11 protein-coding genes are annotated in these 15,261 nt (G+C 64.3%); 8 read left to right on the top strand and 3 right to left on the bottom strand.

The window, feature by feature from the left end:
• Both APH25_RS15615 and mnmC read right to left on the bottom strand, forming a co-directional pair.
• Entirely contained in the window at nt 1-1,788 is a 1,788-nt protein-coding gene (locus APH25_RS15615; RefSeq protein ID WP_060482535.1) for an N-acetylglutaminylglutamine amidotransferase, read from the bottom strand.
• A gap of 142 nt (nt 1,789-1,930) precedes the next feature.
• On the bottom strand, nt 1,931-3,901 hold the full coding sequence (gene mnmC / locus APH25_RS15610; RefSeq protein WP_060482534.1) for a bifunctional tRNA (5-methylaminomethyl-2-thiouridine)(34)-methyltransferase MnmD/FAD-dependent 5-carboxymethylaminomethyl-2-thiouridine(34) oxidoreductase MnmC: 1,971 nt from the start codon (nt 3,899-3,901) through the stop codon (nt 1,931-1,933).
• A gap of 184 nt (nt 3,902-4,085) precedes the next feature.
• Between mnmC and pap the strand changes: the two genes are divergently transcribed.
• Nucleotides 4,086-5,579 (top strand): polyphosphate:AMP phosphotransferase, encoded by a 1,494-nt coding sequence (pap, locus tag APH25_RS15605; protein ID WP_028634685.1) that lies wholly within the window; start codon nt 4,086-4,088, stop codon nt 5,577-5,579.
• 239 nt (nt 5,580-5,818) lie between these two features.
• Nucleotides 5,819-6,781 (top strand): DMT family transporter, encoded by a 963-nt coding sequence (locus tag APH25_RS15600; RefSeq protein WP_060482533.1) that lies wholly within the window; start codon nt 5,819-5,821, stop codon nt 6,779-6,781.
• A 5-nt stretch (nt 6,782-6,786) separates the two neighbouring features.
• Here APH25_RS15600 and APH25_RS15595 read toward each other — a convergent pair whose 3' ends face one another.
• Nucleotides 6,787-8,181 carry a class II fumarate hydratase gene (locus APH25_RS15595; protein WP_060482532.1) on the bottom strand — a complete coding sequence of 465 codons (1,395 nt, stop codon included), beginning with the start codon at nt 8,179-8,181 and terminating at the stop codon, nt 6,787-6,789.
• Nucleotides 8,182-8,335: 154 nt separating this feature from the next.
• Between APH25_RS15595 and APH25_RS15590 the strand changes: the two genes are divergently transcribed.
• From APH25_RS15590 to APH25_RS15565, 6 genes are all read left to right on the top strand, one after another.
• Nucleotides 8,336-8,860: a DUF2059 domain-containing protein gene (locus APH25_RS15590; protein WP_060482531.1), complete on the top strand. Its 525-nt coding sequence runs from the start codon at nt 8,336-8,338 to the stop codon at nt 8,858-8,860.
• A gap of 10 nt (nt 8,861-8,870) precedes the next feature.
• The gene (locus tag APH25_RS15585; RefSeq protein WP_028634689.1) at nt 8,871-9,167 is read left to right on the top strand and encodes a BolA family transcriptional regulator; all 297 of its coding nucleotides are present in this window, start codon (nt 8,871-8,873) and stop codon (nt 9,165-9,167) included.
• A gap of 120 nt (nt 9,168-9,287) precedes the next feature.
• Nucleotides 9,288-10,220 (top strand): rhodanese-related sulfurtransferase, encoded by a 933-nt coding sequence (locus APH25_RS15580; protein ID WP_028634690.1) that lies wholly within the window; start codon nt 9,288-9,290, stop codon nt 10,218-10,220.
• Nucleotides 10,221-10,223: 3 nt separating this feature from the next.
• Nucleotides 10,224-10,856, top strand: a complete 633-nt coding sequence (locus tag APH25_RS15575; RefSeq protein WP_060482530.1) for a DsbA family protein — start codon at nt 10,224-10,226, stop codon at nt 10,854-10,856.
• Nucleotide 10,857: 1 nt separating this feature from the next.
• Complete coding sequence (locus APH25_RS15570) at nt 10,858-12,681, top strand: ABC transporter ATP-binding protein (RefSeq protein WP_177331190.1); 1,824 nt, start codon at nt 10,858-10,860, stop codon at nt 12,679-12,681.
• Nucleotides 12,682-12,791: 110 nt separating this feature from the next.
• The gene (locus APH25_RS15565) at nt 12,792-15,248 is read left to right on the top strand and encodes an EAL domain-containing protein (protein WP_060482528.1); all 2,457 of its coding nucleotides are present in this window, start codon (nt 12,792-12,794) and stop codon (nt 15,246-15,248) included.
• Nucleotides 15,249-15,261: the final 13 nt, after the last annotated feature.

The raw sequence follows: 15,261 nt of genomic DNA, 5'->3' as shown, positions 1-15,261 counted from the left end.
TCAGAGTCCTTGTTCGGTCAGCCACAGGTTCAGCGCGGCCAGCTGCCAGAGCTTGGAGCCGCGTAACGGGGTCAGCTGGCCGTGGGGGTTGCTCAGCAAACGGTCGATCATGGCCGGGTTGAACAACCCCCGGTCCTGGCTGGGGTCGGTGAGCAATTCGCGTACCCAACCCAGCGTGGCGCCTTCCAGGTGCTTCAGGCCAGGCACGGGGAAGTAGCCTTTCTTGCGGTCGATCACCTCATGAGGGATCACACGGCGGGCCGCCTGCTTGAGCACATGCTTGCCGCCATCGGGCAGCTTGAAACGCCCGGGAATGCGGGCCGACAGCTCTGCCAGGCGGTAGTCCAGGAACGGGGTGCGCGCCTCCAGCCCCCAGGCCATGGTCATGTTGTCCACCCGCTTGACCGGGTCGTCCACCAGCATCACGGTGCTGTCCAGGCGCAGGGCCTTGTCCACGGCAGCGCTGGCACCGGGGCGGGCAAAATGCTCACGCACGAAGTCACCGGCCGCGTCGTTGTCCAACTGCCAGGGCGCCTGCACCGTGTCACGGTACTCGGCATGGCTGCGGTCGAAGAACGCCTCGCGGTAAGCCGTGAAAGCGTCATCGGCGCCATGCACCTTGGGGTACCAGTGGTAGCCGGCAAACAGCTCATCGGCGCCCTGGCCGCTTTGCACGCCCTTGCAGTGTTTTGCCACTTCCCGGGACAACAGGTAGAACGCGATGCAGTCATGGCTGACCATCGGCTCGCTCATGGCGCGGAAGGCCGCTGGCAGCTGGTCGATGATTTCGTGTTCGGCAATGCGCAACTGGTGGTGGCGGGTGCCATAGTGCTTGGCGATCAGGTCGGAATACTGGAACTCGTCACCGCGCTCGCCACCGGCATCTTCGAAGCCGATAGAGAAGGTGGACAAGTCCTCCACGCCCACTTCACGCAGCAGGCCCACCAGCAGGCTGGAGTCGACGCCGCCAGACAACAGCACGCCGACGTCCACCGCAGCGCGCTGGCGGATGGCCACGGCATCGCGGGTCGCGTCCAGCACGCGAGTGGTCCAGCCTTCCAGGTCCAGGTCACGCTCGTCGGGGTTGGGGCCGTATTGCAGCTGCCACCAGGTCTGGCGTTCTACCTCACCGTGGCGGTCGACGCGCATCCAGGTCCCTGGCTCCAGCTTCTGCACGTTGGCCAGCAACGTGCGCGGTGCCGGTACCACGGCATGGAAGTTCAGGTAGTGGTTGAGGGCGACCGGGTCGAGCATCGGGTCGATATCGCCACCTTTGAGCAGCGCCGGCAGGGTAGAGGCAAAACGCAGGCGCTCGCCGTTACGCGACAGGTACAGGGGTTTCACACCCAGGCGGTCACGGGCCAGGAATAGGCGCTGGTTGTCGCGCTCCCAGATGGCCAGGGCGAACATGCCGTTGAGTTTTGGCAGCAGGGCCGCGCCCCAGGCGTGGTAGCCCTTGAGCAACACCTCGGTGTCGCCGTCGGACCAGAAGCTGTAGCCCAGGTCCAGCAGCTCCTGGCGCAGCTCCGGGAAGTTGTAGATGGCGCCGTTGAAAGCCAAGGACAGGCCCAGGGTGTTGTCCACCATCGGCTGGGCAGACCCGTCGGACAAGTCCATGATTTTCAGGCGACGGTGGCCAAGGGCAATCGGCCCCTGGCTATGAAAGCCCCACGCATCCGGGCCGCGTGGCGCCAGGTGATGGGTGATGCGCTCTACAGCAGCCAGGTCGGCTGGGCGAGGGGCTTGGCCGAGGGGGGTGAAACGCAGTTCTCCAGCTAATCCGCACATAAGTCCTTACCGGTTTTTCCGTTGGGGAGGGGGTGCCCCGGATTAGGGCACCTTCTGGAACTGACCCATGTGCTTTGTGAGAGTTTTAGAACGATCGGTTATAAGGCTGGGTGTGTCGGTAGGCGCATAACCCACACTTTGGTCACTTACCGCGGATCAATTTGCGCAGCGCAAAGCGGTTTGGGTGGCAGGCCTCGGCCACGGTTCGCGGTAAGGGCAGTGGCTCCCCGCACACCCAGGCGGCCACCAGTTCGCCGCTCAACGGTGCGGTTATCAGCCCGCGAGATCCGTGGCCGCTATTCACGTAGAGGCCGTTTAGCCAGGGGCAGGGCACTTGGGGCTGCTGCCGGGCATCGCGTGCCAGCACGGCATAGGCGTCGGCGAAAGCCTCGGGGTCGGCCAGGGGGCCGACGATCGGCAGGTAATCGGCGCTGGTGCAGCGGAAGGCCGCGCGCCCCTGTAGTTGCGCTGCATCCAGGGTGTGGGCGCCCAGCCGCTCGGCCAGGTCGGTGGAGATCTCGTCCAGCAGCTTCAGGTTACCCTGGTGTTCTTCCAGGGTAGGTGCCACGTCCTGGCTGTGGAAATCGAAGCTGGCGCCCAAGGTGTGTTCATCACCGCGTGGCGGCGCTACATAGCCTTCTGCACACAGCACCGTGCCCAGTGCACGGCTGGTTGGCGTGGCCGGCAGCCGGGTAACCTGGCCGCGAATGCGCTTGAGCGGCAGGCCTGCACAGGGCGCGAAGTGGCGTACGTCCGCGGCACCTGCCAGTACCACCACCGGGGCGCTTGCCAGCAACCCCTCACCGCCCCAGGCCTGCCACAGCCCATCGACCTTGCGCAGCTCGGCCACCTCCTGGTGGGTGATGGTGCGGATGCGCGGGTGTTGCAGCTGCTGCGTGCATAACGCCGGCGGGTGCACCCAGCCGCCTTCAGGGTAGAACAAGCCGCCTGCCGGCAGCGTTACCCCGGCAATGGCCTGGGCCTGGTCTTGCGACAGTGGTTGCAGCAGGCCCGTGTCGAAGGCAGCCGCCAGTTTGCGCTGGCGCTCGGCCTCCTGGGCGTCGAATGCCAGTTGCAGCACCCCGCAGGCGTCCCAATCCTGGCCGCGCTGCAGGTGCTCCAGTTGACGACGGGTGTAGCCGAAACCGGCCACGATCATTTGTGAAAGCGCGGTGCCGTGGGCCGACAGCTTGAGGTACAGCACCCCTTGCGGGTTGCCCGAGGCTTCCTGCGCAGGTGCGGCATGACGCTCCAGCACCGTGACGTGCCAGCCGCGCCGGGCCAGGCTGGCCGCCGTGCTGCTGCCCGCCAGCCCGGCGCCGATCACCAGCGCCTGCCTGGGGCCTGGGGCAGAGGCCGGGCGGCGGTACCAAGGTGCCGTGCTGTCGGCCTCCGGCCCTACATAGGCGCCACTCATCACCTCCCACTTCTTGCCAATGCCGGGCACTTTCTTCATGGCAAACCCGGCCTCCACCAGGCTGCGCCGAACCCACCCGGTGGTGGTGAAGGTGCCCAGCACCGTGCCGGGGTGTGAAAGCCGGGCCAACTGGGCGAACAGCTCAGGCGTCCACATGTCGGGGTTCTTGGCCGGGGCGAAACCGTCGAGGAACCACACATCGACCTGGGCATCGAGCTGCGGCAGTTGTTCAAGCACATCCCCCACCAGCAAGGTGAGGGTCACCCGGCCTTCAGCGAAGGTGAACTGCTGGTAACCCGGGTGTACGGCCACGTACTGCGCCAGCAGCGGCTCGCCAAAGGCTGCCAGTTCTGGCCACAGCCTGACCGCGCGGGCCATGTCGTGGTGGCTGAGCGGGTACTTTTCGACACTGACGAAGTGCAGGCGGGCGCCTGCCGTGGCGTGCTGTTCGAACAACTGCCAGGCGCAATAGAAGTTCATGCCGGTGCCAAAGCCGGTTTCGCCGATTACCAGGCACTCATGGGCGGCCAAGGCAGTGAAACGTTCAGCCAGGCGCGTTTGTCCGAGAAACACGTGTCGCGTTTCATCAACACCTTCGTTAACGGCAAAGTACACATCGTCGTACTGCCGCGAATGCGGGCGGCCCTGGTCATCCCAGTCAATCTGGGCGTGCTGAAGGAGGGTAGTTCCGGTCATGTCTGGGTGAGCGGCAAGCTGCAAGAGAAGTGCAGATGTTCGCATGACCAAGCTTTTCTTGCAGCTAACCCCCGCAGCTTGCAGCCAATCGCTTGCAGCTTGCAGCTTGCAGCTTGCAGCTTGCCGCTGACCTTCTGCCGCCTGATTTCCGCTAATCTTGGTTATCCATCAAAGGAGCCCATGCATGTTCGAATCCGCCGAAATCGGCCACAGTATCGACAAGGAAACGTACGACGCCGAGGTGCCCGCCTTGCGCGAGGCCCTGCTAGAAGCCCAGTACGAACTCAAGCAGCAGGCGCGCTTCCCGGTCATCGTGCTGATCAATGGCGTGGAGGGCGCCGGCAAGGGCGAGACGGTCAAGCTGCTGAACGAGTGGATGGACCCGCGCATGATCGATGTGCTCACCTTCGACCAGCAAACCGACGAAGAGCTGGCGCGGCCACCGGCCTGGCGCTACTGGCGGGCCTTGCCACCCAAGGGGCGCATGGGGGTGTTTTTCGGCAACTGGTACAGCCAGATGCTGCAGGGCCGTGTGCATGGGGTGTTCAAGGACGCCGTGCTGGACCAGGCCATCACGGGCGCTGAGCACCTGGAGCAGATGCTGTGCGATGAAGGCGCGCTGATCATCAAGTTCTGGTTCCACCTGTCCAAGAAGCAGATGAAGGCGCGGTTGAAATCACTGAAGGACGACCCGTTGCACAGCTGGAAGATCAGCCCGCTGGACTGGCAGCAGTCGCACACCTATGACCGCTTCGTGCGGTTTGGCGAGCGTGTGCTGCGCCGCACCAGCCGCGACTACGCGCCATGGCACATCGTCGAGGGCGTAGACCCCCACTACCGCAGCCTGGCGGTGGGGCGCATTCTGCTCGAAAGCCTGCAGGCCGCCCTGGCCAACAACCCCAAGGGCAAGCATCAGGGCAACGTCGCGCCCCTGGGCCGCAGCATCGATGAGCGCAGCTTGCTGGGCGCCCTGGACCTGACCCTGCGCCTGGACAAAGCGGACTACCAGGAGCAGCTGGTGACCGAGCAGGCGCGCCTGGCCGGCCTGCTGCGCGACAAGCGCATGCGCCGGCACGCGCTGGTAGCCGCCTTCGAGGGCAACGATGCCGCCGGCAAGGGTGGCGCCATCCGCCGCCTGGCAGCCGCGCTGGACCCGCGCCAATACCGCATCGTACCCATCGCCGCACCCACTGAAGAAGAGCGCGCCCAGCCTTATCTGTGGCGCTTCTGGCGGCACATCCCGGCCCGGGGCAAGTTCACCATCTTCGACCGCTCCTGGTACGGCCGGGTGCTGGTCGAGCGGGTGGAAGGCTTCTGCAGCCCGGCCGACTGGATGCGTGCCTACAGCGAGATCAACGACTTCGAAGAGCAGTTGGTGAATGCCGGCGTGGTGGTGGTGAAGTTCTGGCTGGCAATCGACCCCCAGACACAGCTGGAGCGCTTCGAGGAACGTGAACAGACCCCGTTCAAGCGCTACAAGATCACCGAGGATGACTGGCGCAACCGTGACAAGTGGGACGATTACAGCCAGGCCGTGGGCGACATGGTGGACCGCACCAGCAGCGAGATCGCGCCCTGGACGCTGATCGAGGCCAACGACAAGCGCTGGGCTCGGGTGAAGGTGCTGCGCACCGTCAATGAAGCGCTCGAAGCCGCGTTCGCCAAGCACAAGAAGTAGCTCGCTGCTCGCTCTCACAGGGTGTTGGTCCCGCCCACACCCCCTGTAGGAGCGGCTTCAGCCGCGAACACCGGCGCAGCCGGTGCCATACCGACAGTGCGCTGCCTGCCTGGCGGGCACCGCACATCATGCCGCCACAGAATGACCAGATGAATTCTTTTCTCGACGCACGCCGCCGTAGCGGCCCGCCAAGCCCTTAGAATCCCCATACCCGCACCACGGACATCATCGAGGACATCATGCATATCACTTCCGGCCGCTGGGGCTATGGCCTGTTCCTGGCGCTGCTGACCGCGTTGCTGTGGGGCATCTTGCCCATCAAGCTCAAGCAGGTGCTGCAAGTGATGGACCCGCTGACCGTGACCTGGTACCGCCTGCTGGTCTCCGGTGGCCTGCTGTGCGCGTGGCTGTCGGCCCGCCGCCGCCTGCCATCGCTCGGCAAACTCAGCCGCAAAGGCCGGGGGCTGGTGGTGGTGGCGGTATTCGGGTTGATGGGCAACTACGTGCTGTACCTCATCGGGCTGAAACTGCTAAGCCCAGGCACTGCGCAACTGGTGGTGCAGCTTGGGCCGGTGCTGCTGCTGGTGGCCAGCGTGTTCGTGTTCCGCGAGCGTTTCAGCCTGGGGCAGGGCATGGGGCTGCTGATTCTGCTGGCGGGTTTCGGGTTGTTCTTCAACCAGCGGCTCGATGAACTGCTGACGTCGCTGGGCACCTACACCACCGGTGTACTTACCATCGTGCTGGCTACGAGCATCTGGGTGTTCTATGCGTTGAGCCAGAAGCAGCTGCTTGCAACCTGGAACTCACAGCAGGTGATGATGGTGATCTACCTCAGTTGCGCTGCATTGCTCACGCCCTGGGTTCACCCGCTGGAGGCCCTGCAGTTGAGCCCGGTGCAGGGCTGGTTGCTGCTGGCCTGTTGCCTTAACACGTTGGTGGCCTACGGCGCGTTTGCCGAAGCGCTGGCCCACTGGGAGGCATCGCGGGTGAGCGCCACCCTGGCCCTCACCCCGCTGGTCACCTTTGTTGCCGTGGCGGTTGCGGCGTTGTTATGGCCTGCGTACGTGCAGGCCGAAGACATCAACGCCCTCGGTTACGTAGGCGCAGTGGTGGTGGTGCTGGGCTCGGCCCTGGTCGCGCTGGGCCCTTCCCTGGTAGCGGGCTGGCGGGCCCGCAGGCTGGCCCCCCACCACCCCCGCTAGGCGCGTCAGCCCCGGCCGCCCGGTGCCAGCATGTTTTCTGGCCTTACCCACTGGTCGAACTGCTCGTTGGTCAGGTACTTCAGCTCCAGCGCCGCTTCCCGCAGCGTCTTGCCCTCGTTGTAGGCCTTCTTGGCAATTTCTGCAGCCTTGTCGTAGCCAATGTGCGGGTTGAGCGCCGTGACCAGCATCAAGCCCCGCTCCAGGTGCGCAGCCATCTGCTCGGCATCTGGCTCGATACCGGCCACACAATGCTGCTGGAAGTTGCGACAGCCATCGGCCAGCAGCTCGATCGACTGCAGCAGGTTGTGGATGATCACCGGTTTGAACACATTCAACTGCAGGTGGCCCTGGCTGGCGGCAAAACCGATGGTGGCGTCGTTGCCCAGCACCTGGCAGGCCAGCATTGACAGGGCCTCGCATTGGGTCGGGTTGACCTTGCCGGGCATGATCGAGCTGCCCGGCTCGTTGGCCGGCAGGCGCACTTCCGCCAGCCCCGCCCGTGGGCCTGAACCCAGCAGGCGCAGGTCGTTGGCGATTTTCATCAGTGCCACTGCCAGGGTTTTCAGGCTGCCGGCCAGGCTGGTCAGCGGCTCGTGCCCGGCCAGGGCGGCGAATTTGTTCGGCGCGGTCACGAACGGCAACCCGGACAGCGCAGCCAGTTCGGCGGCAACGGCTTCGGCGAACCCGTGCGGCGCGTTCAACCCGGTGCCCACCGCCGTGCCGCCCTGGGCCAGTTCATAAACCGCTGGCAGGGTGGCACGGATGGCGCGTTGGGCATAATCGAGCTGGGCAACGAACGCCGACACTTCCTGGCCAAAGGTAATGGGGGTGGCGTCCATCATGTGCGTGCGGCCGGTCTTCACCAGCTGGTGGTGGCGCGCTGAAAGCTCCGCCAGCCCCGAAGACAGCTCGGCTACAGCCGGCAGCAGCTTGTCGTGCACCGCCTGGGCCGCCGCAATGTGCATGGCCGTCGGGAAGCAGTCGTTGGAGCTTTGCGAGCGGTTGACGTGGTCGTTGGGGTGCACCGGCGCCTTGCCGCCGCGGCCCTGGCCCGCCAGCTCGTTGGCACGCCCGGCAATCACCTCGTTCACGTTCATGTTGCTCTGGGTGCCGCTGCCGGTCTGCCACACCACCAGCGGGAACTGATCATCGTGTTCGCCGCCCAGCACTTCGTCGGCGGCCTGCTCGATCAGGCGCGCGATATCACCGGGCAGGTCGCCATTGCGATCATTCACCCGCGCGGCCGCTTTCTTGACCAATGCCAGGGCGTGCAGCACTGCCAGCGGCATGCGCTCCTGGCCAATGGCGAAGTTGATCAGCGAGCGTTGGGTCTGGGCGCCCCAGTAGGCGTCCTCAGGAACTTCGACCGGGCCCAGGCTGTCTGTCTCGATACGGCTCATGCTGCATTCACTCCCTTGTCAGTCAGAATCAGCAGTTTAGGCCCTCATGCGACCGGGCGGTTCAATCGTCTGTCGTGCCCCTTGAGCAGCGTGCCGTCACGGGCGCAGAATGCTCTACTCTGAGGTACCGCCTCCCCCTCCTGAAGGAAATGCAATGACCCGTCTTCGTGTCCTCTGTGCTGCCGTTGCCCTGGCCTGTGCCAGCGGCCAGGTACTTGCCGCCACTGCCAGCCACAACGCGGCTGCCGAGAAGTTCCTGACCCTGGCCAATGCCGACAAGCTTGGTACCCCGGTGTACATGCAGGTACAGCAGATGTTCGCCCAGCGCTTCGCCCAGACCAAGGCACCGGCTGCCAAGCAATCGGTACTGGAAAGCTACCAGGCCAAGGCCAACGCCGCGCTCAACAGCGCCATCGGCTGGAACAAGCTCAAGCCTAAAATGGTTGACCTGTACACCAGGACCTTCACCGAGCAAGAGCTGAAAGACCTGGTCAAGTTTTACGAATCGCCACTGGGCAAGAAAGTACTGCGTGAAATGCCCAAGGTCACCCAGGAGTCGGCCCAGCTGACCCAGCAGAGCCTGGAGCCTGCGGTGCCGGTGGTGAACAAGCTGCTTGAAGACATGACCAAGGAGCTGGACCCGAACTTCGGCAAGGCAGCCGCCCCAGCCAAGAAGTGAGCCGTACGCGATGAGCATGCAACAGCGTATCGAACAGCAGTTGGCCGCCCTGGCGCCGCAGCACCTGCAGGTGCTGGATGAAAGCCACATGCACAGCCGTGGCCAGCAGACGCACTACAAGGCCGTGATCGTCAGCGAGCAGTTCGCTGGCCTGAACAGCGTCAAGCGCCACCAGAAGGTGTACGCCACCATGGGTGAGCTGATGGGCCAGATTCATGCCCTGGCCATTCATACCTACACCGGCGAGGAGTGGGCCAAGGTCGGCGCTGCCCCGGCTTCGCCCGTGTGCGCCGGCGGCGGGCACTGAAACCCTGAAGGGGTTCTGGTAGAATCCGCTTCATCCCCACAGGGGCCGCTCAGCGGCCCCTTTTACATTGTGTAACCCGGTCCGCCCCTTACGAGGGCAACCACCTGGAGAACCTGCTTCATGTCACAACCGATCGTCGTCGCGGCGCTGTACAAGTTCGTCACCCTGCAGGACTACGTCGAACTGCGCGAACCGCTGCTCAAGACCATGCTCGACAACGACGTCAAAGGCACCTTGCTGCTGGCCAACGAAGGCATCAATGGCACCGTGTCCGGCACCCGCCAGGGCATCGACGGCCTGCTGGCCTGGCTGCGCAACGACCCGCGGCTGGTGGATGTCGACCATAAAGAGTCGTACTGCGACGAACAGCCGTTCTACCGCACCAAGGTCAAGCTCAAGAAAGAGATCGTCACCCTCGGCGTGCCGGGCGTAGACCCCAACCAGGCGGTGGGCACCTATGTGGAGCCCAAGGACTGGAACGCCCTGATCAGCGACCCGGAAGTGCTGCTGATCGACACCCGCAACGACTATGAAGTGGCCATCGGCACTTTCAAGGGCGCCGTCGACCCCAAGACCGAAACCTTCCGCGAGTTCCCCGAGTACATCAAGGCCAACTTCGACCCCGCCAGGCACAAGAAGGTGGCCATGTTCTGCACCGGTGGCATCCGTTGCGAAAAAGCCTCCAGCTACATGCTCGGTGAAGGCTTCGAGGCGGTCTATCATCTGAAAGGCGGCATCCTGAAGTACTTCGAGGAAGTGCCCCAGGAACAGAGCCTGTGGGACGGCGATTGTTTCGTGTTCGACAACCGGGTCACGGTACGCCACGACCTGAGCGAAGGCGACTACGACCAGTGCCACGCCTGCCGGCACCCGATCAACGCCCAGGAGCGCGAGTCTGAGCATTATTCGCCAGGTATCAGCTGCCCACACTGCTGGGACACCCTGAGCGAGAAGACCCGGCGCAGCGCCATCGACCGGCAGAAGCAGATCGAACTGGCCAAGGCCCGCAACCTGCCGCACCCGATTGGTTACAACTACAAAGCCGAGGCCTGAGGCATGTCTGCACGCCTGATCTACGTGATGGACCCGATGTGCTCCTGGTGCTGGGGCTTCGCACCCGTTGCCGCGGCGCTGATCATCCAGGCGCAGCAGGCCGGCGTGCCCACCCACCTGGTACCTGGGGGGTTGCGTACCGGTGGCAGCGCGCTGGACACCTCAACGCGCAAGTACATCCTGGAGCATTGGCAGGCCGTGGCCGACGCTACCGGGCAGCCGTTCCGTTTCGAAGGCGCCATGCCCGATGGCTTCGTCTACGACACAGAACCTGCCTGCCGCGCCCTGGTCACCGCCCGCGAACTGGAGGCCGAGCGTGTGTGGCCACTATTGGCGTCCATCCAGCAGGCGTTCTACCAGCAGGGGGTAGACGTGACCACGGCCCCGCAACTGGTAGAGCTGGCCGAGCAGGCCGGCTTCGACCGCGCGGTGTTCGCCGAGGCCTTCGCCCGTGCCGATACCCGCAGCGCCACGGCCGCCGATTTCACCTGGGCGCAGGACCTGGGCATTGCGGGCTTTCCCACCTTGCTTGCCGAGCGCAATGGCCAGCTGGCCTTGCTGACCAACGGCTACCAGCCACTGGAGCGCCTGCAGCCTCTGCTCGGCCGCTGGCTGCAGCAGGCCGCCAGTGCTTGATATGCCCGGGTCGCCCGACCCGGTGCCGGGTAAACCCCAGGCCGTGGCTGACCGGTTGAGCTGGGCAGAGATTCGCCGCCTGGCCCTGCACCACAAAAAGCAGCTCTGGTCTGCCAACCTGATTGCGGTGCTGGCGGCTTGCTGCAGCGTGCCCATCCCGTTGCTGCTGCCGCTGCTGGTGGATGAAGTGCTGCTGGGCCATGGCGATGCCGCGCTGAAGTGGATGAACCAGCTGCTGCCCCAAGGCTGGCAGGTGGCCGCGGGCTATATCGGCCTGATGCTGGTGCTTACCTTGTGCCTGCGCCTGTTTGCGCTGGCATTCAATGTGGTTCAGGCCAAACTGTTCGCCGGGCTGGCCAAGGACATCGTCTACCGGTTGCGCATTCGGCTCATCGAGCGCCTGAAGCGTATTTCGCTGAAGGAGTACGAAAGCCTGGGCAGTGGCACGGTCACCACCCACCTGGTCACCGACTTGGACACCCTCGACAAGTTCGTGGGCGAAACCCTCAGCCGCTTTCTGGTCGCCATGCTCACCCTCACCGGCACAGCGGCCATTCTTATCTGGATGCACTGGCAGCTGGCGTTGCTGATCCTGCTGTTCAACCCGCTGGTCATCTACTTCACCGTGCAGTTGGGCAAGCGCGTGAAGCACCTCAAGAAACTGGAAAACGACAGCACGGCCCGTTTTACCCAAGCCCTTACCGAAACCCTGGACGCCATCCAGGAAATCCGTGCCGGCAACCGCCAGGGTTACTTCCTCGGGCGCCTGGGCGTGCGCGCCCGCGAAGTGCGTGATTACGCGGTGGAATCCCAGTGGAAGAGTGATGCCAGTGGCCGCGCCAGTGGCTTGTTGTTCCAGTTCGGCATCGATATTTTCCGTGCCGCCGCGATGCTCACCGTGCTGTTTTCGGACCTGTCCATTGGCCAGATGCTGGCGGTGTTCAGCTACCTGTGGTTCATGATTGGCCCTGTGGAGCAGCTGCTCAACCTGCAATACGCCTACTACGCCGCAGGTGGCGCCCTGAACCGCCTCAACGAGCTGCTGGCACGCGCCGACGAGCCCCAGTACCCCGGCGCCAGCCACCCCTTCGCCGGCCACGCCACGGTAGGCATCGAGGTGCGCGACCTGAGCTTCGCCTACGGTGATGAGCCGGTACTGGAGCACCTCGACCTGGCCATTGCCCCCGGTGAAAAGGTGGCGATCGTCGGTGCCAGTGGCGGCGGCAAGAGCACCCTGGTGCAGCTGCTGCTGGGGTTGTACAGCGCCCAGGCCGGTAGCATCCGTTTTGGCGGTGCCACTTTGCAGGAGATTGGCCTGGACACCCTGCGCGAGCATGTCGCGGTGGTGCTGCAGCACCCTTCGCTGTTCAACGACACCGTACGCGCCAACCTGACCATGGGGCGCGACTGCACCGATGACGCCTGCTGGCAGGCACTGGCCATTGCCCAGCTCGACAGCACCATCGCCGCCTTGCCCCAGGGCCTGAACAGCGTGGTGGGGCGGTCCGGGGTGCGGCTGTCCGGTGGGCAGCGCCAGCGGCTGGCCATCGCCCGCATGGTGCTGGCCGAGCCCAAGGTGGTGATCCTCGACGAGGCCACCTCGGCGCTGGACGCCGCCACCGAGTACAACCTGCACCAGGCACTGGCACGGTTTTTAACCGGTCGCACCACCCTGATCATCGCCCACCGCCTGTCGGCTGTTAAGCAGGCTGACCGTGTGCTGGTGTTCGATGGCGGGCGTGTGGCAGAGGACGGCGACCACCAGCAACTGATCGCCGAGGGCGGCTTGTACGCCAAGCTGTACGGGCACTTGCAGCAGCGCTAGGTGCAGCACGCCGGTCACTGCTGAAATTTCCATCGCGTTACTGGCAAATGGCCTACGCTGTGCTTTGTCTGGGTCGATTCTCGCCTTATCAGCTCGGTGACAGGGAATCCATGAAGGGACATCGCACTCAAGAGGCGCCCAAGCTGCTCGGCATCACCTGGCCCTTCATCGCCGTGGTGGTGTTCCAGGTCGCCTTGGGCAGCCTCAGCCTGTACACGCTTTCAGCCGTGCGTGCCTACGTCGCGGGGGAGAGCCTATGGTCCAAGGCTCAGAAAGATGCCATCTACTACCTCAACCTGTACGCAGATACGCGCGACGAGGACACCTACCAGCGCTACCGCCAGGCCATCATCGTGCCCCAGGGCGACCACCGCGTGCGCAAGGTGCTGGACAAACCGGACCCTGACCTGCAGGCCGCCCGCGAGGCCGTGCTCCAGGGCGGCAACCACCTGGACGATGTTGAGCGCATCATCTGGTTCTACCGCCATTTCCGCGGCATCAGCTACATGCAGACGGCGGTGAACTACTGGGACATGGGTGACGACTACCTGGCCAAGCTGGACGTGCTGGCGGGCGAGATGCACCAGCGCTTCGCCAATGGGCCGGTGGCTGAGGCCACGGTAGAGGCCTGGAAGGCACGTATCGCCATCATCAACGAGGGTGTCACCCCCGCCGCCAAGGCGTTCAGCGATGCCTTGGGCGAGGGCTCGCGGGTACTGCTGAGGGTGCTGCTGATTACCAACCTGGTGACCGCGCTCATCCTCATTACCATCGCCTGGCGCCGCTCAAGCAAGCTGCTGGCCCAGCGCCAGGCGTTCGCCAGCGCCTTGCAGGAAGAAAAAGAGCGCGCGCAAATCACCCTGCAAGCCATTGGCGACGCGGTGATCACCACCGATGTGGAAGGCTGTATCGGCTACATGAACCCTGCGGCCGAGCAGCTCACCCACTGGCAAGCTGCCCAGGCCCTGGGCTTGCCGCTGTCGGCGCTGTTCACCCTGGTGGACGAGCACGACATGGACGAAGGCCGCAGCCTGGTGGACCAGGTGCTCAGCGGCAGCCTCAAGGGCGGTGCCGAACATGCGCGGCTGATTCAGCGGCTGGACGGCAGCACTGTGTCGATCAACCTGGTGGGCTCGTCCATCGTCAACGAAGGGCAGGTCAGCGGCATTGTGCTGGTGCTGCACGACATGACGCAGGAGCGCCAGTACATCGCCAACCTGTCCTGGCAGGCCACCCACGATGCCCTCACGGGCCTGGCCAACCGGCGTGAATTCGAATACCGCCTGGAGCAGGCGCTCAATGCCCTGGCGCGCCAGCCGGGCCGGCATTCGCTGATGTTCCTGGACCTGGACCAGTTCAAGCTGGTGAACGATACCTGCGGGCATGCGGCGGGCGACGAATTGCTGCGGCACATCTGCGCGGTGCTGCAATCGGGCCTGCGCGAAGGCGACACCCTGGCGCGGCTGGGGGGCGACGAGTTTGGCGTGCTGCTGGAAAACTGCCCGCCCGAGCAGGCCGAGCGCATTGCCGAACAACTGCGCCAGATGGTGCAGAGCCTGCACTTCGTGTGGAAGGGCAGGCCGTTCGTGACCACGGTAAGCGTAGGGCTGGTGCACATCGCCCAGGCGCCCGGCACCCTGGAAACGTCGCTGCGTGCGGCCGACATGGCCTGCTACATGGCCAAGGAAAAGGGCCGTAACCGTGTGCAGGTGTACCATGCCGACGACAGCGAGCTGTCTATCCGTTTCGGCGAAATGGCCTGGATCCAGCGCTTGCACGTGGCCCTGGAAGAAAACCGCTTTTGCCTGTACGCCCAGGAAATTGCGCCCCTCAAGGCCTTCGATGGCCCTGGCCATATCGAGATTCTGTTGCGCCTGCACGATGAAAGCGGGCGCACCATCCTCCCCAACAGCTTTATCCCAGCCGCCGAACGCTACGGGCTGATCACCGCACTGGACCGCTGGGTGGTGCGCAACGTGTTCATGATCATCCGCCAGTGCCTGGACGCCGGCCACAAAGGGCCACTGGCCACCTGTGCCATCAACCTGTCGGGCTCGAGCATCGGTGATGACAAATTCCTGGAGTACCTGCAACGCCTGTTCGTGGATTACGCCATTCCGCCGCGCATGATCTGCTTCGAGATCACCGAGACCAGCGCCATCGCCAACCTGGGCAGCGCGATCCGCTTCATCAATGAACTCAAGGGCCTGGGTTGCCGGTTTTCCCTCGATGACTTCTGTGCCGGCATGTCATCGTTTGCCTACCTCAAGCATTTGCCCGTAGATTTCCTCAAGATCGACGGCAGTTTCGTCAAGGACATGCTCGACGACCCGGTCAACCGGGCCATGGTCGAGGTCATCAACCACATCGGCCACGTGATGGGTAAACGTACCATCGCCGAATTTGTCGAGACCCCGTTGATCGAGCAGGCCCTGCAGGAAATTGGTGTGGATTACGCCCAGGGCTACCTGATAGAACGCCCGCAGGTGTTCACCTGTGACAGTTTGCACCGCCAGCGGGTGGCCGACCGGCCCCTGTTGCAGCGGGCGCCTGGCACGTTTCGCTAGCTAGAAATCACAA

Origin of the sequence: Pseudomonas sp. NBRC 111119 (assembly GCF_001320125.1) — a bacterium.
In the GTDB taxonomy this organism is placed as follows: Bacteria; Pseudomonadota; Gammaproteobacteria; order Pseudomonadales; family Pseudomonadaceae; genus Aquipseudomonas; species Aquipseudomonas parafulva.
This window is presented reverse-complemented; position numbering and strand designations above follow the sequence as displayed.

What these genes read in the sequence shown, in the direction of transcription:
- APH25_RS15615 (WP_060482535.1), bottom strand. Translation starts at nt 1,788, where the DNA reads ATGTGCGGATTAGCTGGAGAACTGCGTTTCACCCCCCTCGGCCAAGCC.
- mnmC (WP_060482534.1), bottom strand. Translation starts at nt 3,901, where the DNA reads ATGACCGGAACTACCCTCCTTCAGCACGCCCAGATTGACTGGGATGAC.
- pap (WP_028634685.1), top strand. Translation starts at nt 4,086, where the DNA reads ATGTTCGAATCCGCCGAAATCGGCCACAGTATCGACAAGGAAACGTAC.
- APH25_RS15600 (WP_060482533.1), top strand. Translation starts at nt 5,819, where the DNA reads ATGCATATCACTTCCGGCCGCTGGGGCTATGGCCTGTTCCTGGCGCTG.
- APH25_RS15595 (WP_060482532.1), bottom strand. Translation starts at nt 8,181, where the DNA reads ATGAGCCGTATCGAGACAGACAGCCTGGGCCCGGTCGAAGTTCCTGAG.
- APH25_RS15590 (WP_060482531.1), top strand. Translation starts at nt 8,336, where the DNA reads ATGACCCGTCTTCGTGTCCTCTGTGCTGCCGTTGCCCTGGCCTGTGCC.
- APH25_RS15585 (WP_028634689.1), top strand. Translation starts at nt 8,871, where the DNA reads ATGAGCATGCAACAGCGTATCGAACAGCAGTTGGCCGCCCTGGCGCCG.
- APH25_RS15580 (WP_028634690.1), top strand. Translation starts at nt 9,288, where the DNA reads ATGTCACAACCGATCGTCGTCGCGGCGCTGTACAAGTTCGTCACCCTG.
- APH25_RS15575 (WP_060482530.1), top strand. Translation starts at nt 10,224, where the DNA reads ATGTCTGCACGCCTGATCTACGTGATGGACCCGATGTGCTCCTGGTGC.
- APH25_RS15570 (WP_177331190.1), top strand. Translation starts at nt 10,858, where the DNA reads ATGCCCGGGTCGCCCGACCCGGTGCCGGGTAAACCCCAGGCCGTGGCT.
- APH25_RS15565 (WP_060482528.1), top strand. Translation starts at nt 12,792, where the DNA reads ATGAAGGGACATCGCACTCAAGAGGCGCCCAAGCTGCTCGGCATCACC.